This is a genomic window from Peptococcus simiae (assembly GCF_046097595.1).
Taxonomy (GTDB): Bacteria; Bacillota; Peptococcia; order Peptococcales; family Peptococcaceae; genus Peptococcus; species Peptococcus simiae.
On sequence record NZ_JBJUVG010000008.1, the window covers coordinates 64,528 to 85,737 of the forward strand.

The following is a 21,210-nucleotide window of genomic DNA, read 5'->3' on the forward strand; positions in this document are numbered from 1 at the left end:
GAACGCCTATGCTCGACCAAAGGTGCGACAAGGTGGTCGTGCGCAATTTGACGAAGTCTTTTGATGATTTACTGGTGCTTAACGATATTAACTTCACCGTTAAAAAAGGGGAGTTTCTTGTTATTGTTGGGCCGACCGGTTGCGGGAAGACCACCTTCCTCAATTTATTATCCACCCTCTATACCCCGACCAAGGGGCAAATTCTCATAGATGGTGAGCCGGCCGATCCCAAGAAGCACAATATCAGCTTCGTTTTTCAGGAACCTTCCTGCCTGCCTTGGCGGACGGTCAAGGAAAATATTGCGTATGGCATGGAGGTAAAGAAATTTCCTAAGGACAAGATGGAGGAGCAGTTGGATAAGGTCATGAAGCTGGTTGGTTTAACCCAGACGGCGGACTTATACCCCAATCAGATTTCCTCGTCTATGGAACAGCGGGTGGCTATAGCCCGGGCCTTTGCAGTTAATCCTGACTTACTGCTCATGGATGAGCCTTATGGACAGTTGGATGTGAAGCTGCGCTTTTACCTGGAAGATGAATTGGTGCGGATTTGGCAGGAATTTAAGAACACGGTTATTTTTATTACCCATAATGTTGAAGAGGCTGTTTATATTGCAGAACGCATTTTAGTATTGACCAATAAGCCGACGACGATCAAAGAAGAAATTCCAATCGACCTACCCCGTCCCCGTAATTATTTAGATAAGGAATTTGTTCGCTTACGGGAGCATGTTACTGAAGCCATTCGTTGGTGGTAGACCGCTGGACATTTAAGGAGGAAAATTTTATGAAACGCAAGGTATTGGCCATGGTATTATTGGCGGCATTTTCTGTAGCGACTTTTGCCGGTTGCGGCGGTGGCGGCGCAGACAGCAGTTCGGCTGCAGGCGGTTCTGCAGGAAGCGGTGACCTGGTATTCGGCTTTTTGAACCAGATTGATACCTGGCCGGCTTATTCGGCTATTGAAGATGGGACTGCTGAAAAATACGGTTTAACTGGCCTGTCCACTTCAAGCTCTATGGAACTTTTCGACTCAGGGATGCCTATGGTTGAGGCTATGATTTCCGGCGCCTGGCAGATCGGGGATGCCGGTTCTGTACCGGTGCTCATGGCGGCCCTCCGCTATGATGCAGAAGTCGTGGGGATTGCTTCTAACGAGTCACCGGCCAACGCTATTGTGGCCCGGGAAGACAACCCGGCCCTAAAGGTGACCAATCCTAAATTTGAAACAGCCAAGGGCGATGCGGCAACCGTTAAAGGGAAAACCATTTTAGTAGCTACCGTTTCTTCCGCCCACTTTGTCGTTGACCAATGGCTGAAATCCATGGACTTAACGGATAAGGATGTCACCATTAAGAACCTGGAACAACCCCAGGCCATCAAGGCTTTTGAATCCGGCGAAGGGGACTTCCTGGCCCTCTGGAGCCCGGAACTCTACCAGGCTTATGGTAAGGGCTGGAAAGACGTTGCTACCGGTAAGGATGTCAATGCCAACACCCTCATGCTTTACTTTGCACCAAAAGATTGGGCTAAGGAAAATAAGGACACCATTGCCCGCTTCCTGGCTATGACCTCTTCCAAGGTAGACGAATACAATAGCAAGGGCGAAGCACTCGTTCCTGACTTGCAAAAATTCTTCCAAGATTTTGGGGCTATGAAATTCAGTGAAGAAGAAACCAAGCTGGATATTGAACGTCATGAACTTTACACTGTCGACCAACAGCTTGAATTAATGGCTTCCGGTGATGTTGAAAAATGGATGATTGACATTGGTGACTTCTTCGTCCGCCAAGGGAAGTTTACGGAAGATGAATTGGCTCAGTTAAAAGAAAAACACTTCAATATTACTGATGAATACTTGAAGGCAGCTAAGGACGTCAGCCCGTCTGAATAACATGTGACCGTGGCTTGTGGCCCAGTGCTGCAAGCCACTCTTTATTCATCGGTTGGTTAGGAGTGAAAGTATGTCAACCAAGAACATCACTCGGCCGCAACGTAAAAGGTCTTTCTATACAGCAATTTCAATTATTACGGTGATTGTCTTCTTCTGTTTTTGGGAAGGAATTGTACGTTTCGGGATTGTTTCAGAATTTTACCTGGCGTCACCGACGCAGGTGGTAGAGCTCTTTATTTCCAAGTTAAGCAATGAAGCACCGGATGGGGCTCTGCTGGTTACCCATATCAAGGTGAGCCTGACAGAGGCCTTAACAGGGTATTTTCTAGCCCTGGCCATTGGGATCCCCCTGGGCCTGGCCATGGGCTGGTTCTATACCTTTGATGGGCTGGTCCGGCCGATTTTTGAATTGGTCCGGCCGGTGCCGTCTCCGGCCTGGATTCCCCTGGTTATTATTTGGTTTGGGACCGGCCTGGTCAGTAAGGTCTTTATTATCTTTGTAGGGGCCCTGGTCCCCTGTGTTATTAACTCTTATTCCGGGGTGGCCCAGACCAACCCCACCTTTATCCGGATGGCCCGGACCTATGGGGCCAGCAACTGGGAAATATTTAAAAATATCTGCGTCCCTTCGGCCCTGCCCATGGTCTTCGGCGGCTTGCAGGTGGCTCTGGCTTCGGCCTGGACCTGCCTGGTCGCAGCGGAATTGGTCGGTGCTGATGCGGGTCTGGGCTTCCTCATTCAGATGGGCCGGCGGCTCCTCATGCCGGATATGATTATTTTAGGGATGGTCATGGTGGCCCTGACCGGGGTGGCTGTCACCATTGTCATTGCCTTTATTGAGCGGGCCCTGGTTAAAGGGATGCGCCGCGGCGAAGATCGATAGGAGGGGATTCCTTTGTCTAGTCAAGTCGAAACAGTAAAGGGCCCCAACCCCTTGGTGAAGGCCCTGCGCAACAAACGTGTCTTAAATGCCATCTCTATTATCGGATTTTTACTGATTTGGGACCTGGCTGTCCAAAGCGGCCTCTTGGCCATCATGCCCCGGCCCCATGAGGTCCTCTTGCGCTGGGTAGAGCTCATGCATGAGCCCTATGCTGGCCATACTCTGCCCATTCATGTGTGGATTTCCTTCCGCCGGGTCATCATCGCCTTCTTACTGGCGGCAGCTATTGGGATACCCACCGGGGTTATCATGGCCTTCAGTAAGTTCGCCCATGCGGTCATCCGGCCGATTTTTGAATTTTTCAAGCCCATGCCGCCCATTGCCTGGATTTCCCTCTCTATCTTATGGTTTGGCCTAGGGGAAACCTCTAAAATCTTCCTGATTTTTATCGGCTGCGTGGTCCCCTGTATCCTGAACTCTTATAATGGGATCCGCCTGGTGGACCCGGAATTATACGATGCTGTCCGTAACCTGGGGGCCAATTACTGGCAGGAACAAACCCAGGTCACCTTCCCGGCCTCCCTGCCGGCTATTTTTGCCGGTCTTCAGGTGGCCCTGTCCTCCGGCTGGACCTGCGTGGTCGCTGCAGAATTGGTCGGGGCCCGGGAAGGGATCGGCTATCTGACATTTATCGGTATGAAGCAGGATGATATTGCCATGACCATTGGCGGGATTTTAACCATCTGCCTGGTCAGCTTCCTGTCCTCACTCTTTTTAACCTATCTTGAAAGGTGGTTGTGCCCATGGAAACGCAACATCAGCGAATAGAAGATGGGGATCGGGTCATCACCTGTACCAATATTTCCAAGGATTACGGTAAGAAAAAAGTCCTGTCACCGATGGACTTTGAGGTCTATAAAAATGAATTTGTGGTCATTCTGGGCCCGGGGCAGGCCGGTAAAACGACCCTCTTCCGCCTGATTGCCGGCTTTGAAGGGCCGACAACCGGTAAAGTGGTCGTTGGCGGCGAAGAAGTCAAGGGCCCCGGGACCCAGGTAGGCTATGTCTTCCAGCGCTATATGCTCTTCCCCTGGCAGACGGTCATGGGCAATGTATCCATGGGGCCCAAGCTGCGGGGGGTTAAAAAGGAAGACCGGCTCAAAAAGGCGCAAAAGTACATCGACCTGGTGGGCCTGACCGGCTTTGAAAAGAGCTACCCCCACCAGCTTTCCGGGGGGATGAAACAGCGGGTCGGGATTGCCCGAGCCTATGTCAATGAGCCCCAGCTCCTCCTTTTAGATGAACCCTTCGGTCAGTTGGATGCCCAGACTCGGATTTTAATGGAACAGGAAATTGAACGGGTCTGGCAGGCGGAAAAGCGGACCATTCTCTTCGTGACCTCGAATATTGATGAGGCCATCTACCTGGCAGACCGGATTATTATCTTAGATGGTAAGTTACCCAGCCACCTGGCGACCACCTTTACCATTGACCTCCCCCGGCCGCGGGACCTGCTGAGTGAAGAATTCCTGCGCCTGCGCCAGGAAATTTCCGACAGCATGAGTTTGGTGCTCTAATGGATCGTTTATTCGACTTAACCCAGGGCAATTGGCTCACCTTGGCGGTGGCTGCAGGAATGGTCTTGGCCTTTATCCTCTTCAGACGGTTAATCTTCTTTTTAGTCGCCTGGCTGACCCGGCGCTATGGCGGCTGATTGCCCGATAAAAAGGAGTTGCCTATGAAAAAAATATCACCTCTTGTAGCGGTCCTCCTAGCGGTGACCCTCCTGGTTACAGGCTGTGCCGGCTCGCCCAGTTCGTCAGATGAGGCGACCAGCAGTGCTGTAGCGGAGACCCTCCCCATTAAGGTGGCGACCCTGGCCCAGATCGATGCCTGGCCCCTGGTTAATGCTGTCCAGGATGGGGCAACAGACCGGTACGGTTTACAAATCACAGATAAGGATATGACGATTTTTGATTCGGGGATGGAGGCCGTTGAGGGGATTCCCGCCAAGGCCTTTACCCTGGCGGATATCGGTCAGTTACCGGCCCTGATGGCCGCTAGCCGCTATAAGGCTAAAATTGTGGGCGTGGCTGCTGAAGAAAGTGCAGCCAATGCCATCTTAGCCCGGGCAGACTCACCGGTATTCAATGAAGGCAATAGCGCCGAGGCAGTAAGAGGGGCTACGGTTTTAGTGACCTCCGTCTCTTCCGCCCACCAGTTATTGGCGGCCTGGCTCCAGGACCTGGGCCTCACAGAAAACGATATTACCATCCGGACAGTAGAGCAGCAGACGGCCATTTCCGCCTTTGAAGCCGGGGATGGGGACTTCCTGGTCCTCTGGTCTCCGGCCCTCTACCGGGCCCTGGATAAGGGTTTTAAGGTCGTGAAAACCGCTGCGGACCTAGGTCTGCCCTCCTATATGTTCTATGTCGTGCCGGAAAATATTTCTGCTGATGAAAGTGAAGCCGTGGCCAGGTTCTTAGCCATGACCGATGGTCAAGTGGCCAGCTACCAGGCCGGTGGCGGTGGCATCCACACCAGTGTCAAAGACTTCTTCAAAAGTTATGCCGGGATGACCATTTCTGATAATGATGTGACCGAAGAAATCAACCGGCATCAACTCTATCGGATCGATGAACAATTGGCCCTTTTTGAGAACGGTAGCCTGGAAACCACTTTAGCCGACCTGGCTGAGGACCAAGTGGCGAATGATAAGCTGGCTGCAGAAGATGTCGCCCTGGCGAAAGAAAACCACTTTTACCTGGATAAGCGCTTCCTGGAAGCGGCCCGGGGCTATGCAAAGTAAGCTGGTCTCCCCCAAGGTTTGGCCAGAAAAGTGTAAAGTAAAAGTTCCCCTCCTATCAGAGGGGGATTTTTTATTTTCCTTCCGCTTCTATCCAACCGGCTGGAGTTATCTATTTATTCTAAAAAAATAATAAATTATATTGACACAACCTATTAAATAAACTAATATATAAATAAATAATCCTTTCAAGGTCTGATGATGATAGCCCGGCGGGGAACCGTCGGATAATGGCATAGGTTGGTCCCTATAGGTCACGGCTTGCCGGATGATCGGCCTATGGGGTGGTGGCTCTCCGGTAAGCGGGGAGCATTTTTGGTAGAAGGGAGAATCATTATGTTTAAGCGGCTATTGGGTATCGGTTTATCGCTGACCCTACTAATGACGATGGTGGCCTGTGGCGCAGGGGATAGGGCGCCGGGGTCCAGCCTGCCCGCTGGTGAAGGGCCGGGCCTGACAGTGGCAACATTGAACCAGCTGGATGCCTGGCCGGCTTATGCGGCCCTCCAAGGGGACCAGGCCAAGGGCTATGACCTGAAAAGCTACCAGACCGGGATTAGGCTTGTTGAAGACGGGGCCCTGGAAAAATGGCAAATTGGCGATGTTGGGGCGGTCCCGGCCCTGCTGGGCGTCCTGAACCGTCACTTGACCATTGTCGGGGTGGCCGCTGAAGAAAGCGATGCCAACTGGCTTTTGACCAAGGCCGGCCATCCCATTTTAACCGAAAAGACCGGCGGTCTGGCCGGGACAAGTGAGTTGGTCCGGGGCAAGACCATCTATGTGACCCAGGCCTCCAGCGGCCATGCCTTGGTCCATGCCTACTTGACCCACTTAGGCCTGACAGAGGCAGATGTCAACCTCCAGTATGGGTCACCGAAAGAGTGCCTCCAGGCCCTGGGGGATGGGACCGCTGATTTGGTTGCCCTCTGGGCCCCCTATACCTACCAGGCTGAAAGCATCGCCGGTGGGGTCGAGCAGGTGGCCAAGGGCAGTGACCTGGGCATCCACCAGTACATGCTCTATGTAGCCAATAGCACTTGGGCTGAGAACAATAAGGAGGTCCTGGCCACCTTCCTGGCAGATGTCAGCCGGGAGGCAGCCGGCATTGATGAGCTGGCCGATAAGGACCTGGTGGCCTTTTTCAAGGATTATGCCGGCGCCACTTTAACGGAAGACCAGGTGGCCACGGACCGGCAAACCCACCGGCTCTTATCCCTTGAAGACCAGCTGGCCCTGATGGAAAATGGCGACCTGGCCCGGGGGATGGACGAGGTGGCCCGGTTTTTGACCCAGACCAACCGCTTTGCCGACCGGAATTATACGGAACTGGCAGAGAAAAATTTTGGTATTGATACCAGTTACCTCAAAGCGGCCCAGGCCCTACAGTAGCTGGTGAGAGAAGAAAGACCTGCCGGCGGCAGGCCTTTTGAAGAGAGGGGATAGATCATGTATGCTTGGGTTTTGATGGCGTGGTAAAACCTCGCTTGCTTCTGATTCACGGCTGGTTACACAGCCGTAAACGCTACCTTCCTTTGGCCCGAGCCCTGGCTGACCGGTATGACGTGGTCCTCCAGCCCTTGCCGGGCTATGATGATATCGGCCGGCCGACCCGGACTGGCGGCCACCTGGCCTGGTATGCCGACCAGGTAGCCGGCCGGATTCGCCGACAGCGGCCCCAAGTGGTCGTGGGCTTTTCAATGGGCGGGCAGATCTTGCTCCGGGCCTTACAGGACCGGACCCTGACCCTCCCCTGGGCAGTCTTTTCCAATACCCCCTACCCGGCCCTGGCCCCCATAAATGGCCTGGTCCGCCGGGGCTGGCCGGTGGCTTGGGGCCTCCGGGCGGTGCAAAAGGCCCCCCGGCCCCTGGGCAAGGGGCTGGTGGACCTCTTTGCCCGCCAGACGGTCCGGGACCACCGGCTGGTCGATGACCTCTTTTATGAGGATGCCTGCCGGGTCAAGCCGGCGGTGGCAGCGGCCTCTGCCCAAGAGCTGGCCCGGGGCATCGACCGGGTGGCGCCCCTCAAGCACACGGCGGCCGTGGTGACCGGGTCAGGCCATGACCGGCTGGTGCCCCTGGCCCAGGCCCGGCACCTGGCCAGGGACCTGGCCGTTCCCCTGGTCACCTTCCCGGAGGCCGGCCATACGGTGGTTTTAGATGCCCTGGCCGACTATGTCAGCTTCCTGGGCCTCTTGGCCCGGCGGCTATAAAAAAAGCGACCTCCTAAGAGGTCGCTTGTGGGCGCTTTACTTATCCCAGGCTTCTAAGTGGGTGGTAATGCTCTTAATCCGGCTGGAATGGAAAACCGGGTCTTGACCGGCCTTGAGCTGGGCCTTGTAGTCCTTGTAGGTTTCCAGGGCGATGCCGCCAATTTTCAGGATGACCAGTAAGTTGATAATGGCCATGATGCCCATGAAGATATCGCCGAAGTTCCAGACGATGGAGAAGTCGCCGACAGAGCCTAAGAAGAGCAGGCAGCAGCAGAGGGCCCGGAAGATATTTAGGTGCTTCTTCTGGCCGCCCATAAACTCGATATTGGATTCGCCATAGTAATAGTTCCCAATGATGGAGCTAAAGGCGAAGAGGAAGATGCAGACAGAGAGGAAGGGAATCCCCCAGCTGCCTACTTCATTGGCCAGGGCCTGTTGGGTAATTTGAAGCCCTTCCAAGTCGCCACCGTAGAAGTCTTCCCCGCCTAAGAGGACGATGAAGGCCGTAGCGGTGCAGACAAACCAGGTGTCCACATAGACCCCTAGGGATTGGACAAAGCCCTGCTTAGCCGGGTGAGAGGTATCTGCCGTAGCGGCTGCATTGGGGACAGAACCCATACCGGCTTCGTTAGAGAAGAGTCCCCGCTTGACCCCCTGCATGATGGTTACCCCTAAGGCTGCCCCACCAAATTCCTGGAAGCCAAAGGCATTTTTAAAGATCATGGCAAACATTTCAGGGACAAAGCCGATATTTTTAACAAATACGAATAAGGCGACAAAGATGTACATGACAGCCATGACCGGGACAATCTTACCGGTGACATCGGCAATCCGATGGACCCCACCAAAGAAAATCCAGCCGGCTAGGCCCATTAAGATGAGGCCGGTGGCCCAGGTCGGTAAGTGGAGGGTTGTTTTGGCTGCGCCGGCTAAGGTATTGGCCTGCATGGCGTTAAAGCAGAAGCCATAGGTAATACAAATAATAATGGCGAACAGGTAGGCAATCCGCTTACTGCCGAGCACTTGAATAATGTAATAAGCCGGGCCGCCCCGGAAGGTGTTATCCGGATTTTTAACCTTGTAAATTTGGGCCAGGGTGGATTCAATAAAGCTGGATGCCCCGCCTAAGAAGGCCAGGACCCACATCCAAAAGACCGCCCCGGGCCCACCCAGGGAAATGGCCACCGCCACCCCGACAATATTCCCGGTACCAATCCGGGATGCAGCTGAAATACAAAAAGCCTTGAACGGGGTAATCCCGTTGTCGTGTTGAGCGGTGCTGGTCGTTTCACCCAGGAGCTTAAACATATGGGGCAGGTTGGTGACCTGGCCACAAGCTAAGCGGAGGGTGAAGTAAATCCCCGTCCCACTCAAGAGGAATACCAAGATATAGCTGTAGAGCCAGCCACTGATGGTATCTGTAAAGTTTGTGATAAATTCTTGCATGATTAAACCTCCCCTTTTTAAGATATTTATCCCGTTTATTATAGCATGGTTGACGCCTTTACGATACTTTTGCGCTTTATTTTTTAAAAAATATTGCCGGCCCGGAAGGGGCTATCTATTTACAGGTTGTTCATAAAAAAACTCTATAAAAACCATCTGAAATGGGTAAATAAAAAGAAGTAGACCAAGGAAGGTTAGGTATTATTTTTAGTTTTGTAATAAGAAGATAAAAAGAGAGGAAGAGGATTGACTATGGTTGCTAAATTAATGAAAGCGGTTGTTTTGATCAAGGGGATTCCCATGCTTTTAGGGAAGGTCTTTAAGTTGCTGGTAGGGGGCCTCGCCCTGGTTGGCGGCTATAAGGTCGTCAAAAAATACAATCTGACCGACTACCTGCCGGACTTTGATATGATCAAGCGCATCCTGGATATTAAATAGGGAAAGAGGCGGCAAGCAGTCAGATGGGTTCATTCGTAAAAGACTTCAGAGACTTTATCAACCAGGGTAATGTGGTCGATATGGCCGTTGGTGTCATTATCGGGGGAGCTTTTGGGAAAATTGTCAGCTCCCTGGTAACGGATGTCATCATGCCCCTCATTGGGGCCATCACCGGCGGGATCAGCTTTAGCGACATTAAGTATGAGCTGACCCCAGCCATTGTTGAAAATGGCCAGGTCATCCAAGAGGCCAATACCCTCAATATCGGTACCTTTATCGATACCATCATTAACTTTTTAATCATTGCCCTCTGTATTTTTACCGTCATCCGCCTCTTACAGCGAAGCAAGGAACGGTTTGCCAAGGATGAGGCCCCGGCTGAAGAAGCACTGGCCCCGTCAACGGAAGACCTGTTAACGGAAATTAGAGACCTTTTAAAGGCTGACCAAGGCAAGAAAGTATAGATGAGCAGTTGGCAAATAGTCTCTAAATAGGGAAGTCCCTCCTCGATGATGAGGAGGGACTTTTCTTATGGGCTGGTTTTGCTTGTAGCTAGGCCCGGGTCGGTCCTTAATCGGCCTGGCGGTCATCAGCGATGAGGGCCTGATAGATGAGCCGCTTGGAGACGCCGGTCTTTTCGGCGGCGATTTTGGCGGCTTCCTTGGTCCGCATCCCCTCCCGGGTCAGGGACCGGGCCAGGTTGGCGGCGGCCTCAGGGTCCGGCGCCTGGCTGGGGGCCCCGGCCATGACCAGGACAAATTCGCCCCGGGGCGGGTTTTCGTTGAAGTGGTCTAAAAGGCCCTGGGGGGTATCCTTGACCACTTCTTCAAAGCGCTTGGTCAGCTCCCGGCAGGCGGCCACTTGCCGGTCGGGGAAGTGGTCGGCCAGGTCGGCCAGGGTGGCCAGAATCCGGTGGGGGGCTTCAAAAAAGACGATGGTCCGGGGCTCCCTGGCCCAGTCCTTGAGCCGGTCCCGGCGGGCCTTTCCGCCTTTAGGGAGGAAGCCGTCGAAGACAAAGCGGTCGGTCGGGAGGCCGGCCAGGACCAGGGCGGTCAGGACGGCCGATGGGCCTGGGATGACCGTTAACGGGATCTGCCGGTCCTGGGCGGCACAGGCCAGTTCATAGCCCGGGTCGGAGACGGCTGGCATGCCGGCATCGGTTAAGAGGGCGAGGTCGCCCTCGGTGAGTAAATAGTCGATGAGCCGGTCGGTTTCCCGGGCCTTATTGTGGTCATGGTAGGCGGTCAGGGGGGTATGGATGTCATACCGGGCCAGGAGGGTGGCACTGGTCCGGGTATCTTCGCAGGCAATGAGGGAGACCTCATTAAGGGTGCGGATGAGGCGGAGGCTCACGTCTTCTAAATTGCCAATGGGGCTGGCACAGAGATAGAGGGTATGCATGGGGCTCCTTTCCGGGCGAACCCTAGTCTAAGCGGATGGGTGGGCGGATGCTGAAGTCGCCCCGGCCTTCAAATTGGCAGTCCAGGACAACCAGGCTGGTCCGGCCGGACCGGCTGGAGGCATAGGGCTGGAGACTCAGGGGCTTGAGGCCGGCAGCGAGGCAGGCGGCAATGAGTTCATCGGCCCGGGCGGCCCGGTAGACCACGCAGAACCGGCCCTTTTGCCGTAAATAATAGCGGGCGGCCCGGCAGAGAGCGGGTAGGTCCAGGTGGATTTCATGCCGGGCAATGCTGCGCTCATCGGATTGGGCGGCGGCCCCGTGGCCGACCCGGTAAAAGGGCGGGTTGGCCACGACCAGGTCGGCCCGGTTGGCCAGCCGGGCTGAAGGGGTCCGGAGGTCTTCCTCAAGGAAGGTCAGCCGGTCCGGGGCGATGCCGTTGCGGGCGGCGCTGGCCTGGGATAGGGCGACCAGGTTGGGCTGGAGCTCCAGGCCCAGGACCCGGCTTTCCGGCCAGGCGGCGGCCAAGAGGTGGCTAATAATACCGGTGCCGCTGCCCAGGTCGTAAATGTACCGGGGCAGCGGCAGCTGGTCTGTGGCATACCGGGCCAGAAGGTAGGCATCGATGGTGTGGCGCAGGCCGCCGGCCCTCTCGTAGAGGGACCAGCCGGCCACACCGATGTCGCTCCAGAGGCAGTCATCAGGGAGGTCACTTGCTCTTGTCATGGGCTTTCCCCTTGGAAAAGGGCCGCTTTTTATGTTGGCGGTCGCCTTCTTTCCGGTTATCCCGGTTTTCGGACCGGGGCGGTTTATTGGTCTTATTCTTTCGGTTGCCCCTGTGCTGGTGGGGGCGGTTATTTTTCCGGGGCCGTTTTTCTTCGATAATGGGTTCGGCGCTTTCGATGATGATTTCCGTGCCATTATCCGGCTGGGGACGGGTCTTTTTGGCCGGGCGCTGGCCCTTACCGGTGGAGCGGTTGTGCCGGTCCTTATGCTGGTCTTTATGGTGGCCCTTCTGGGGGCCTTTGCCGGCGCCCTTCCGGCCTTCTCGGCCCTCTTCACCGGACCGGTGCTGGCCCTCTTTGGCCTTGTCGACCTGGCTCTCGCCGGCAATGGGAACCGACTCCATATGGGCAAAGGGGTCCTTGGCCCTGGTCTGTTTCTGCTCCGCTTCCCGTTCAGCCCGCATTTTAGCGGCGACGTCTGCAGCAGTGCAGCCGGGACAGGTCTTGTGCCATTCCAGGTAGTTGTCGTTTTCGAAGTTGAGGCAGCAAAGGAGGCGGCCGCAGCAGCCACTGATTTTAGAGGGGTTGAGGGATAAATTCTGCTCCTTGGCCATCTTGATGGAGACCGGGGAAAACTCGGTCATAAAGCTGTGGCAGCAGAGGGTCCGGCCACAAATGCCAACCCCGCCGATGAGCTTGGCTTCATCACGGACGCCAATTTGCCGGAGTTCAATCCGGGTGTGGAAGATGGAGGCCAGGTCCTTGACCAGGTCGCGGAAGTCCACCCGTTCTTCGGCGGTAAAGTTAAAGATCAGCTTGTTGCCGTCCAGGGTTCTTTCCACCTCGATGAGCTTCATGTCCAGGCCATGGGCCTGGATTTTTTCTTCGCAGATGGCAAAGGCTTCGGCACAGTGGTGCTCATTTTCCTTAGCCTGAATCAGGTCCTCGACGGTGGCCTCTCTGACGATGGGCTGGAGGGGGTGGTCCAGGCTTTTTTCATCGACCTGGTGGGGGGACTTGACAACGGTACCCAGTTCAAGGCCCCGGTCTGTTTCCACAACAACCTTGCTGCCTGCTTGCGGGGGCAGGTCCGGGGCGGCAAAATCATATATTTTTCCTGCGGGTCTTAATTGGACCGCAATGGCTTCAGTCATAAACATTCTCCTATCTTAAACCGGCTGCATCCTGTCGGCAGCCGATGGGCTTATTATACCAAAAAGGCCTAACCCTTGCTAGCCTTGCCGGGGGCCAGGAGCCGGCGGATGGCCAGGAGGGTGATGAGAAAGACCAGGCCCGGGTCGGCACCGGTTTCCAGCTGGCGGAGGCCCTGGCGAATCCGGGCCAGGACCTGGCTGCCTGCCTGGGCCGAAGGCAGGGCCGGGGCCGGGATATGGGTATTGGCGGGAATGGCTAAAAGGGTCTTTAGCCCGTTTAAGTAGTAGCTTTCCGCATAGCCTAAAAAGCGGCGAAAGCGGCCCTTGACCAGGCCCCGACTGGGCCGCTTTTCCCCGGGGACCTGGCTGAGGGCCTGGACATCTTCGACCAGGAGGCCCGGGTGGCGCTGGGGCAGGGTGTCCAGGAGGCGGAAAAAATCCTGCCTTTCCTTGACCAGGCCATCGTCCTGGAGCAGGCGGCGGCCCCTGGCGACAGAGCCGCCCGAGAGGCCGGCAGCCAGGTCAACCTGGGCCGGCCGGTAGTCGGGGGATTCAGCGGCCAGGATGGCGGCCACGTCAGCAGCCGGCAGGGGGGTGAAGAGGTAGCTGGCCAGGCGGGACCGGACCGTTTCAGGTAGGGCTTCGGCATGGGTGGTTGTTAAAATAAAGGTGATGTCCTCAGCCGGTTCCTCCAGGGTCTTTAAAAAGGCGTTAGCCGCTTCCCGGGTCAACCGGTCGGCCCCTTCGATAACCACCACCGTTTGCCGGCCATGGCTGGTGGTGGCCAGTTGATCCAGGAGCTGGCGCAAGCGGGCAATGCCGATGGTCTGGTCCGGGCCCAGGTCCTTGGCCGGTTCTAAGAGGTCCGGATGGGCGCCCTTGGCCATATAGCCACAGGCCGGGCACTGGCCACAGGCATCGATCCCCTGGGGGTTGTCGCAGAGGAGGCGGGTGGCCAGGGCCTGGGCAGCGGCCCCCTTGCCGACCCCCTCCGGACCAATAAAAAGGAGGCCGTGGGGGAGGGTGCCGGCCGCCAGGGCCTGGCTTAACTGGCGGATGACCCGGCCTTCACCGCGTAATTCAGAAAGCTGCATAGGAAACACCTCCAAGTTAAAAAGGAATAGGGGCAGGCCTCGGCCAGCCTAGCTAGAAGGGCGGGTCTGGCGGGCGGGTCTGATCTTGACCAGGTAATAGAAAAGGAAGGGGATAGCTGCCAGGGTCAGGCCCTCATAGACCTGGTCGGCCGGGGGGAAGACCTTGGCCAGCTCGGGCACCATGGAGGAGATAAAGTTATTGATAAAGTGAATGGCCATGGTCACCGAGAGCCGGCCGGTCCGTTCGTAAATATAGGAAAAAATCAACCCGCCAAGGACGGCATAGATGGACTGGACCAGGAGGGCATGCCAGATGCCGAAGAGGATCCCGGTAGCAATGATGGCAAAGGCCGGCGACCGGGAAAAGGCCTTCAGGCTATTGTGGATGAGCCCCCGGAAGAGGAGCTCTTCCATGAGGGCCGCCAGGAGGGTGCTGTAGAGGAGGCCCAGGACAAGGGAATCATCGCTACCCCCTTCCATGGCCTTCATAAAGACAGCAAAACTCTTCTTTATGGCCGGGAAGGCGACCAGGTGGTTTTCAACCAGGGCGAGCCAGACCCCGGTGAGCCCACTCAGACCCAGGGCAATTAGGAAAACCTGGTGGGGACTGAGCATCGCCCGAGGCTGGTGTACGGATGCCAGCCCGTCCGTCTGTCCCTTAAAGAGGAAAAAGAAGAGGGGAGTGTATACCAGGATTTGAAAGACAGACGATAGGACCCCGATAAAGTTTGGGTCCGAACAAATCCGGTCGGCATAGGGGGCCAGGGGTCCAAAGAAAAGGGTCATGGTCAGTTGATTGAATAGGTAGAGGCCTATCGCTAAGGCCAGGTAAGCAGTTTGTTTTCGGATCATGTGTGTCCTCCTCATAAAATGGTCTTTTAGCATTTTATGCGGTCAGAGGGCATATGTAAAATATAGAAAAAGAAAAAATTAGGGGGTCTCTTCCAGGACGGCCACCAGCCTGGTTGGCGATAGGCCAGCGGCCAGGGCGGCCTCAATAATGGCCGGGCTGATTTCCTCACCGGGCAGGACCAGGGGAATGGCCGGCGGGGTCACTTCCAGGCTGTCAGCGGCAATGGCACCGGCGGCCTCGGCCAAGGGGACCAGCTTACTGGGCGCCGCCAAGGCTGTCTGGGGTGCCAGGTAGACCCTCGGTAGGGGCAGGGGCGCCAGGGGCGGCCGCCGGTCCGGCCCCGGGGTCAACTGGCCAGCCAGGGCCTTGAGGGCCCGGGCTCCGCCTACCCGGGGCCCGGTCAAGGGCCAGAGGAGGAGGGCCGTCCGGCTATTGGCCAATTCGACATCCAGGCCGAGAGCGGCCAGCCTTTCGGCCAGGGCCAGGCCGGTCAGGCCGGGGGCGGAGAGGGTCCAGCGGAGGGGGTCATCATAGACGGTGACCGCCAGGGGGGTCCCAGCCAGGTCCCGGCGGAGGGCAGCCAGCCGGGCCAGGCCCTCGGTCATCTGGGCCTGGGCAGCTGCCGTCGGCAGCCAGTCATAGGCCGCCTCTAAGGCGGCCAGCATGAGGTAGGAGGGGGAGGAGGTCTGGACCATCTGCAGGGCCCGGTCCAGGGCCTCCTCCTGGGCCGAGGACCGGCCCAGGAGGAGGCTGGCCCCGGTTAAAACCGGCAGGGTCTTATGGCTGGAGACCACTCGGACATCCCCTTCAGCCGGCCGGGGGTAGGCCGGGTGGAAACCGTAATGGGCGCCATGGGCCCCGTCGGTCAGGATAAGGAGGCCGGCCGCCCGGGCTGCGGATAGGGCTTCCAAGGCCCGGGCCCCGTCATAAGAGGGGTCAATATGCCAGAAGACCCGGGCCTCAGGGTGTGCGGCCAGGGCCGCCTCCAGGTTGGCCTTAGAGACCCCCAGGATGGCTCCGGTCCGGGGGTCGATGTCCACCGGCAAGTCGATGGCCCGGGCATCGGCCAGGACCAGGCCATTGCGGATGCTGTGGTGGGCATGCCGGGGGACCAGGACGGTCTCTTGGCGGCAGAAGGCCAGGCACATGGCCAGGATGCCGGCGGTGGACCCGCCAACCAGGTAACGGGCAAAGGCGACCCCGTGGCAGGCAGCCACATCGGCCTGGCTTTGGGCCAGGACCCCTTCGGCCTCGGCTAAAACGTCCAGGCCCGGCAGTTCGGTTTGGTCATAGCGAAAGATGGCCTCGCCCCAGGCCGCAGCCAGGCGGGGCGGGACCACTTGCCCGGCCCCATGGCCCGGGGTATGGGCCGATTGCCGGTTTTTGTCGGTATAGGCGGTTAAAGCCTGCCATAAAAAATTCCCCATGGCGATTGCTCCTTTATCTTGTATAATAAGTTTATTGTAGCATAAGCTGACCGGGGAGATAAACTGTCCTTGCCCGGCTGATGGAAGAGATGACAGCGAACGATGGAGGGGGTAGACCATGAAGAAAGCCTTGATGATTATAGCCAGCCTTTGCCTGCTCGCCGGTGTGGTCCTGGTGGGCCTGGGGGTCCAGGCCTTTGTTGAGGCTCCTAAGGAGCCCCAGCTCAGCCCGGAGGACCGCCAGGCCATCCGGGCCAGCGGGGAGGCCTTTATTAAAGACCACTTTTCGCCTATTGCCGACCTGGTCACCAGCGCTGAAGACAATACCGCCCCGGATGCAGCTGCCCTCCGGGACCTGGTTGCCTACCGGCTGGACAAGTATGAGCCGGCCGGAGCCCTCAGCTTTGTTGACGGCAAGGCCCGGGCCCTGGATGACCAATCGGCCCAGGCCCAATTCTTATTTGACTGGACCGTCGGCCCGGAAAAAAAGGGGACCTGCAGCTACCAGCTCCTCATGGTCCGACATGGGGACGGCTGGCAGGTGGCCAAGGCCCTTGCCCATGACGGCCTACCGTCACCGGGCCAGGCTGATGAAGGTCTGGCCGACTACCCCTGGTCCAACTATGACAGGGATGTCGCCGCACTGATTGAGGAGGAGGCCCCATGAGTGACTACCTAGATAATATGACCCGGGCCTTACAGGAAGCCGCTGAGCCGGACTACAAGGCCTTTAGCGAGGGGCTCTTTCAAAGCCTGCCGGCTGCCCCCATCCTGGGGGTCCGGGCCCAGACCCTGAACCGCCTGGCCCGGACCCTGGGCAAGGAGCCGGCGGCCCGGGCGGCCTTTATGGCCGACCTGCCCCATGCCAGCCATGAAGAAAACCTCATCCACGCCTACCTCATCAATGACAATGAGGAGGGCCCGGCCACCCTGGCCGAGGTCGAGGCCTTCCTGCCTTTTGTTGATAACTGGGCCGTCTGCGATGCCCTTCGTCCACGTTCCCTGGCCTGGGCGCCGGACCTCCTGGCCGGCCCCCTCCGCCGCTGGCTGGGGAGCCCGGCCCCCTATACCGTCCGCTTTGGCATTGGGATGATGGAGCGGTTTTTCCTGGATGAGGCCTTCCGACCCGACCACCTGATCCAGGTGGCCGCTGTGCCCACGGACCACTACTATGTCCACACCATGGTGGCCTGGTATATGGCCACCGCCCTGGCCAAGCAGTGGGCGATTGCCTACCCCTTTATCCAGGCCTGCACCAGCCTGGCCCCGGCCACCCGCCGCCTGGCCCTCACCAAGGCCTGCGAAAGCCGGCGGATTCCCCCGGACCACAAGGCCCTTTTAAACCGCCTGCGGCAAAAGCCCCGGCTCCTGACCGTTGCCGAGGCCCTACGGCGGCTCAAGACCTACGCCCCCTGGCAGGGGGCCCTGGCCGGTCAGCCCCTCAGCTTTTATAGCGGGCCCAACCGGGCCCTGACGGTGGTCCGCTTCTTCTATGAAAACCAGGTCATCATCTGCCGGATTGCCTTTGGCCTGGCCGGGGCCTGGGCAGAACAGGCCGTCCAGCGGGATGATGCCGTGGGCTACGTGGCTGCCCAGGACCTGGACCGACTGGAACTCCGGGTGGCCAAGGACCTGCCCATGGTCATCGAGCGGCGGTTGCCCGGCGAGCCCAGCCGGCCCGCCAGCCCGGCCGAAGAAGACCAGCTAAGGCACATCCTAACCAGTGTCCTGGACCTCTTCAAGCAGGGAATCTTAAAAAATGGCCCGGTCGTCCTCCAGGCCCCCAGACGCTTTATCCTGGACCAGGACCGGGTGCGGCCGACAGACCAGCCCCTGGCGCCAGCCCCAGCCTCGCCCCTCTTGGCCCCCTTTACCCTGGCCCGGGTCCGGGCCCTGCCTGAAGCCGACAGCCATTGGGAACTCTTTTTCTTCTATCTCTTTAGTCCGGTGGCCGACGGCCGCCAGCCCCGGGCCGTCTACCTGGTCGACCTAGATACCGGCAGCGTCGAATGGACCGATGTCTTTATCGACCGGGAAGAGGCCGACTCGCCCAGCTGGCAGGTCCGCCTCCTGGACCGGCTCATGAGCCGCTTTATCCAGGCTGGCCGCCGACCGGGCGAGATTATCACCGCCCAGGGCAGCCTCTACGACCAGCTCAAGGCCGACTTCCAGGCTGCCGGTATCCCGTTCGATTACCAGGAAGACAGCTATGTGGCCGACGACCTCCTGGCCTTTTTACGCCAGGGGCCCATCAAATAAAGACCTTTTACGAACGCACCGGTTAAGACGGAACAAAGTGGTTACAAATCCCCCCTTTTCCGCCGGTTGCGTTTTTTTTGTGCTACACTAGCAACAAACACTGGAAAGGATGTGGCTTCATTTGCGTCAAAAGTATCTGGCGGTCTTTCCGGCTCTTTTGTGTGCCCTGGCCATCCTGCTGGCACCGAGTGCCCCGGCCCAGGCGGCCCAACCGGAATACGCCTATATTCCTTTAAAGAGTGCAGCTGTCGTCCAAAATGACGGGATCTGGCTGCCACTCCGGTCAACCTTTACGGACTTAAACATGGATTTAGAATGGCGGGCTGAAGGTCAGGATAAAATCAAACTGACCCAAGGCCGGGAAAATTATGAAATGCAACTGTCCCAGAAAAACACCCTGGTGACTGTGGCCAATGGCCAGCAATTTCCCCTCGTCATCAAAAATGGCGCCTCCTACGCGCCCCTTAGCCTATTCGAGAACATTATCAACCGGAACATCGGCCTGTCCGGGAACCAAATGCTGGTCCTGGTCGACGGTGACCCCAACTGGCAGCTGATTGGCGGCATCTGGACCAACCAGAAGCCCATGTGGGCCCATTTGAATGCCTACCAGGCCCCGCAAGCCGCCAAGGTGGCCCCGCCCAGCACCACCAACCCCAAGGCCACTTCACCGACACCGGCTGTCGCCCAGCCCAAGACCGCTACAACAGCTAAAGTCACCACCGGTGACCAGCTCATCTGGCCGACCACAGCCACCTACATTTCTTCCCCCTTTGGCGAGCGCATTTTCCCGCTCGGCAATGGCGTTGAAAAAGACTTCCACACCGGGGTCGATATTGCCGGGTGCGCCGGCGACCCGATTTTTGCCGCCGCCAGCGGCACTGTCACCCGGGCAGAAGTTTTCTCTAGCTATGGGAATTGTGTCGATATTACTCACCCCTCCGGTCTCGTGACCCGGTATGCCCACCTCGCCACCATTGGCGTCCAAGTGGGCCAGCAAGTGGGCCAAGGGCAAACCATTGGCACCCAGGGGATGACCGGCGCAGCAACCGGACCCCACCTTCACTTTGAAACCCGTGTCAACGGCAAGGCCGTCGACCCGGATGCCTTTATCCACTACCGGTCCTAAAAATTAGCCCCCTGTCCGGCAAACCCTGCCGGGCAGGTTTTTTATGAGTTTGAAAAACTATAAAAAGGCAGGCGTCTGAATAGAGACGCCTGCCTTGCTTATTTTATTGGCGGGGCTGGCCCCGTAATTCGTGCCGGTAGCGGAAGAGAAAGTAGGCCACTAAAAGGGTCGAGGCCAGGTCACTGGCCGGGTAACCCATCCAGACCCCGGTCACGCCCCAGAGCCGGGCGAAGATGACCACACAGGGCACCAGGATAATCAGCTGTCGGGTCAGGGAGAGGAAGGTCGCAATGGCTGCCCGGCCGGTGGCCTGGAAGTAGGTCCCCCCGACGATGCCCAGGCCTAAGATGGGCAGGAAGAGGATATTGATCCGCAGGCCCTCGCGGGTGTAATCGCCAATGGCCGCCAGGGTTTCCGGGTTGCTGGCAAAAACACGGACGATATCATCGGTAAAGACCATAATCAGGATAAAACTGGCCAGGGCAAAGAAGGTTCCGGCGCCGATGGCCTTGAAGAGGGCCTCCCGGACCCGGTGGAGCTGGCGGGCCCCGAAGTTAAAGCCAATGATGGGCTGGACCCCCTGGTTGATCCCAAAGAGGGGGAAGAAGCAGAGGGTGGATACGCTATGGATAATTCCCATAGCGGCCAGGGCATTGTCGCCCCCGTAAATTTTCAGCTCATAATTAATAACCGTAATGACCAGACTATTGGCCAGCTGCATGCCAAAACTGGGAATGCCCAGGGCCATAATCCGGCGGACCAGGGCCAGGTCCAGGCGGAAGTAACCGGCCCGGAGCTTTAAGAGGGACCGGCCGGTGAGGAAATAAAAGAGAATCCACAGGCCACTAACCGCCATGCCGGCCACCGTCGCCCAGGCGGCGCCGGCTACCCCCCAACCCAATTGAACGATAAAAAGATAATCTAAAACCACATTGACCAGGGTCCCAACCATCATGGTGACCATGGCCAGGGTCGGGTTGCCCTCGGCCCGGATGACACTGTTTAAACAGAAGGAAACCATCTGCAAGGGCAGGGCCAGGCAGACAATCCGCATATATAAGGCGGCCAGAGGCAAGAGGGAGGGCGTCGCCCCAAAGACCCTTAAAAGGGGGTTTGCAAAAAGAAGAATCACCAGGGTGATGACCAGGGACATGACCAGCATGATGATAAAGGCATTGCCTAAAATCCGCTCCGCATCCCGGTGCTTATCCTCGCCCAGGCGGATGGAAATCAGGGTGGTGGCCCCAATCCCGACCAGCATGGATAGGGCCATAATGACCAGGATAATGGGGAAGGTGATATAGACCGCCCCAATGGCCTGGCCGGAAACCATGCCCAGGAAAATCCGGTCGACAACATTATAGAGGGCATTGACGATCATCCCGATAATGGCCGGCACTGAAAAGCGCATCAGCAATTGGCCTACCGGCATATCGCCCAGCATCCGGCGTCTATCTTCTGCAGTATTCATCCTCTCGCCTCCTCCCTGCCAT

The 21,210-nt window shown here is 57.5% G+C and carries 22 protein-coding genes; 14 read left to right on the forward strand and 8 right to left on the reverse strand.

What is annotated here, in order from left to right:
• The first annotated feature begins 8 nt into the window (after window positions 1–8).
• From ACKQTC_RS06470 to ACKQTC_RS06510, 9 genes are all read left to right on the forward strand, one after another.
• Complete coding sequence (locus ACKQTC_RS06470; protein WP_408977619.1) at window positions 9–758, forward strand: ABC transporter ATP-binding protein; 750 nt, start codon at window positions 9–11, stop codon at window positions 756–758.
• A gap of 29 nt (window positions 759–787) precedes the next feature.
• Window positions 788–1,894, forward strand: a complete 1,107-nt coding sequence (locus ACKQTC_RS06475) for an ABC transporter substrate-binding protein (protein WP_408977620.1) — start codon at window positions 788–790, stop codon at window positions 1,892–1,894.
• Between the two features lie 70 nt (window positions 1,895–1,964).
• Entirely contained in the window at window positions 1,965–2,777 is an 813-nt protein-coding gene (locus tag ACKQTC_RS06480; protein WP_408977621.1) for an ABC transporter permease, read from the forward strand.
• A gap of 12 nt (window positions 2,778–2,789) precedes the next feature.
• On the forward strand, window positions 2,790–3,605 hold the full coding sequence (locus tag ACKQTC_RS06485; protein WP_408977622.1) for an ABC transporter permease: 816 nt from the start codon (window positions 2,790–2,792) through the stop codon (window positions 3,603–3,605).
• Window positions 3,581–4,354 (forward strand): ABC transporter ATP-binding protein, encoded by a 774-nt coding sequence (locus ACKQTC_RS06490; protein ID WP_408977623.1) that lies wholly within the window; start codon window positions 3,581–3,583, stop codon window positions 4,352–4,354. The genes ACKQTC_RS06485 and ACKQTC_RS06490 overlap by 25 nt, the downstream gene beginning before the upstream one ends.
• Window positions 4,354–4,491, forward strand: a complete 138-nt coding sequence (locus tag ACKQTC_RS06495) for a hypothetical protein (protein ID WP_408977624.1) — start codon at window positions 4,354–4,356, stop codon at window positions 4,489–4,491. Before ACKQTC_RS06490 ends, ACKQTC_RS06495 begins: the two co-directional genes overlap by 1 nt.
• A gap of 24 nt (window positions 4,492–4,515) precedes the next feature.
• Window positions 4,516–5,586, forward strand: coding sequence for an ABC transporter substrate-binding protein (locus ACKQTC_RS06500; protein ID WP_408977625.1), 1,071 nt, complete (start codon window positions 4,516–4,518; stop codon window positions 5,584–5,586).
• Between the two features lie 333 nt (window positions 5,587–5,919).
• The gene (locus tag ACKQTC_RS06505; protein WP_408977626.1) at window positions 5,920–6,972 is read left to right on the forward strand and encodes an ABC transporter substrate-binding protein; all 1,053 of its coding nucleotides are present in this window, start codon (window positions 5,920–5,922) and stop codon (window positions 6,970–6,972) included.
• Window positions 6,973–7,037: 65 nt separating this feature from the next.
• Window positions 7,038–7,793: an alpha/beta fold hydrolase gene (locus ACKQTC_RS06510; RefSeq protein WP_408977627.1), complete on the forward strand. Its 756-nt coding sequence runs from the start codon at window positions 7,038–7,040 to the stop codon at window positions 7,791–7,793.
• Window positions 7,794–7,829: 36 nt separating this feature from the next.
• Here ACKQTC_RS06510 and ACKQTC_RS06515 read toward each other — a convergent pair whose 3' ends face one another.
• Complete coding sequence (locus ACKQTC_RS06515; protein WP_408977628.1) at window positions 7,830–9,239, reverse strand: alanine/glycine:cation symporter family protein; 1,410 nt, start codon at window positions 9,237–9,239, stop codon at window positions 7,830–7,832.
• 252 nt (window positions 9,240–9,491) lie between these two features.
• On the opposite strand from ACKQTC_RS06515, the gene ACKQTC_RS06520 reads away from it, so the two are divergent.
• Window positions 9,492–9,677 (forward strand): hypothetical protein, encoded by a 186-nt coding sequence (locus ACKQTC_RS06520; protein ID WP_408977629.1) that lies wholly within the window; start codon window positions 9,492–9,494, stop codon window positions 9,675–9,677.
• Window positions 9,678–9,700: 23 nt separating this feature from the next.
• Window positions 9,701–10,141, forward strand: coding sequence for a large-conductance mechanosensitive channel protein MscL (gene mscL / locus ACKQTC_RS06525; protein WP_408977630.1), 441 nt, complete (start codon window positions 9,701–9,703; stop codon window positions 10,139–10,141).
• A 106-nt stretch (window positions 10,142–10,247) separates the two neighbouring features.
• Here the strand turns inward: mscL and rsmI are convergent, their stop codons facing one another.
• The 6 genes from rsmI to ACKQTC_RS06555 form a co-directional block, all read right to left on the reverse strand.
• Window positions 10,248–11,078, reverse strand: a complete 831-nt coding sequence (gene rsmI / locus ACKQTC_RS06530; protein ID WP_408977631.1) for a 16S rRNA (cytidine(1402)-2'-O)-methyltransferase — start codon at window positions 11,076–11,078, stop codon at window positions 10,248–10,250.
• A 22-nt stretch (window positions 11,079–11,100) separates the two neighbouring features.
• Entirely contained in the window at window positions 11,101–11,802 is a 702-nt protein-coding gene (locus ACKQTC_RS06535; protein WP_408977632.1) for a tRNA1(Val) (adenine(37)-N6)-methyltransferase, read from the reverse strand.
• Window positions 11,786–12,955, reverse strand: a complete 1,170-nt coding sequence (gene ricT / locus ACKQTC_RS06540) for a regulatory iron-sulfur-containing complex subunit RicT (RefSeq protein ID WP_408977633.1) — start codon at window positions 12,953–12,955, stop codon at window positions 11,786–11,788. The genes ACKQTC_RS06535 and ricT overlap by 17 nt, the downstream gene beginning before the upstream one ends.
• 68 nt (window positions 12,956–13,023) lie before the next feature.
• Window positions 13,024–14,049, reverse strand: coding sequence for a DNA polymerase III subunit (locus tag ACKQTC_RS06545; RefSeq protein WP_408977634.1), 1,026 nt, complete (start codon window positions 14,047–14,049; stop codon window positions 13,024–13,026).
• 48 nt (window positions 14,050–14,097) lie between these two features.
• Window positions 14,098–14,901, reverse strand: coding sequence for a CPBP family intramembrane glutamic endopeptidase (locus ACKQTC_RS06550; RefSeq protein WP_408977635.1), 804 nt, complete (start codon window positions 14,899–14,901; stop codon window positions 14,098–14,100).
• A gap of 78 nt (window positions 14,902–14,979) precedes the next feature.
• A complete protein-coding gene (locus tag ACKQTC_RS06555) occupies window positions 14,980–16,329 on the reverse strand; it encodes an Orn/Lys/Arg family decarboxylase (protein WP_408977636.1) in 1,350 nt (449 codons plus the stop codon).
• A gap of 118 nt (window positions 16,330–16,447) precedes the next feature.
• Between ACKQTC_RS06555 and ACKQTC_RS06560 the strand changes: the two genes are divergently transcribed.
• From ACKQTC_RS06560 to ACKQTC_RS06570, 3 genes are all read left to right on the forward strand, one after another.
• Window positions 16,448–16,996 carry a hypothetical protein gene (locus ACKQTC_RS06560; RefSeq protein WP_408977637.1) on the forward strand — a complete coding sequence of 183 codons (549 nt, stop codon included), beginning with the start codon at window positions 16,448–16,450 and terminating at the stop codon, window positions 16,994–16,996.
• A complete protein-coding gene (locus tag ACKQTC_RS06565) occupies window positions 16,993–18,588 on the forward strand; it encodes a DNA alkylation repair protein (protein WP_408977638.1) in 1,596 nt (531 codons plus the stop codon). Before ACKQTC_RS06560 ends, ACKQTC_RS06565 begins: the two co-directional genes overlap by 4 nt.
• Before the next feature lie 121 nt (window positions 18,589–18,709).
• Entirely contained in the window at window positions 18,710–19,717 is a 1,008-nt protein-coding gene (locus ACKQTC_RS06570; protein ID WP_408977639.1) for a M23 family metallopeptidase, read from the forward strand.
• A 103-nt stretch (window positions 19,718–19,820) separates the two neighbouring features.
• Here the strand turns inward: ACKQTC_RS06570 and ACKQTC_RS06575 are convergent, their stop codons facing one another.
• The gene (locus ACKQTC_RS06575) at window positions 19,821–21,188 is read right to left on the reverse strand and encodes an MATE family efflux transporter (protein WP_408977640.1); all 1,368 of its coding nucleotides are present in this window, start codon (window positions 21,186–21,188) and stop codon (window positions 19,821–19,823) included.
• Window positions 21,189–21,210 lie beyond the last annotated feature (22 nt).

Excerpts from the sequence above, each read along its gene's own strand:
- ACKQTC_RS06470 (WP_408977619.1), top strand. The coding sequence starts at position 9 with ATGCTCGACCAAAGGTGCGACAAGGTGGTCGTGCGCAATTTGACGAAG.
- ACKQTC_RS06475 (WP_408977620.1), top strand. The coding sequence starts at position 788 with ATGAAACGCAAGGTATTGGCCATGGTATTATTGGCGGCATTTTCTGTA.
- ACKQTC_RS06480 (WP_408977621.1), top strand. The coding sequence starts at position 1,965 with ATGTCAACCAAGAACATCACTCGGCCGCAACGTAAAAGGTCTTTCTAT.
- ACKQTC_RS06490 (WP_408977623.1), top strand. The coding sequence starts at position 3,581 with ATGGAAACGCAACATCAGCGAATAGAAGATGGGGATCGGGTCATCACC.
- ACKQTC_RS06495 (WP_408977624.1), top strand. The coding sequence starts at position 4,354 with ATGGATCGTTTATTCGACTTAACCCAGGGCAATTGGCTCACCTTGGCG.
- ACKQTC_RS06500 (WP_408977625.1), top strand. The coding sequence starts at position 4,516 with ATGAAAAAAATATCACCTCTTGTAGCGGTCCTCCTAGCGGTGACCCTC.
- ACKQTC_RS06505 (WP_408977626.1), top strand. The coding sequence starts at position 5,920 with ATGTTTAAGCGGCTATTGGGTATCGGTTTATCGCTGACCCTACTAATG.
- ACKQTC_RS06515 (WP_408977628.1), bottom strand. The coding sequence starts at position 9,239 with ATGCAAGAATTTATCACAAACTTTACAGATACCATCAGTGGCTGGCTC.
- ACKQTC_RS06520 (WP_408977629.1), top strand. The coding sequence starts at position 9,492 with ATGGTTGCTAAATTAATGAAAGCGGTTGTTTTGATCAAGGGGATTCCC.
- mscL (WP_408977630.1), top strand. The coding sequence starts at position 9,701 with ATGGGTTCATTCGTAAAAGACTTCAGAGACTTTATCAACCAGGGTAAT.
- rsmI (WP_408977631.1), bottom strand. The coding sequence starts at position 11,078 with ATGCATACCCTCTATCTCTGTGCCAGCCCCATTGGCAATTTAGAAGAC.
- ACKQTC_RS06535 (WP_408977632.1), bottom strand. The coding sequence starts at position 11,802 with ATGACAAGAGCAAGTGACCTCCCTGATGACTGCCTCTGGAGCGACATC.
- ricT (WP_408977633.1), bottom strand. The coding sequence starts at position 12,955 with ATGACTGAAGCCATTGCGGTCCAATTAAGACCCGCAGGAAAAATATAT.
- ACKQTC_RS06545 (WP_408977634.1), bottom strand. The coding sequence starts at position 14,049 with ATGCAGCTTTCTGAATTACGCGGTGAAGGCCGGGTCATCCGCCAGTTA.
- ACKQTC_RS06550 (WP_408977635.1), bottom strand. The coding sequence starts at position 14,901 with ATGATCCGAAAACAAACTGCTTACCTGGCCTTAGCGATAGGCCTCTAC.
- ACKQTC_RS06555 (WP_408977636.1), bottom strand. The coding sequence starts at position 16,329 with ATGGGGAATTTTTTATGGCAGGCTTTAACCGCCTATACCGACAAAAAC.
- ACKQTC_RS06560 (WP_408977637.1), top strand. The coding sequence starts at position 16,448 with ATGAAGAAAGCCTTGATGATTATAGCCAGCCTTTGCCTGCTCGCCGGT.
- ACKQTC_RS06565 (WP_408977638.1), top strand. The coding sequence starts at position 16,993 with ATGAGTGACTACCTAGATAATATGACCCGGGCCTTACAGGAAGCCGCT.
- ACKQTC_RS06575 (WP_408977640.1), bottom strand. The coding sequence starts at position 21,188 with ATGAATACTGCAGAAGATAGACGCCGGATGCTGGGCGATATGCCGGTA.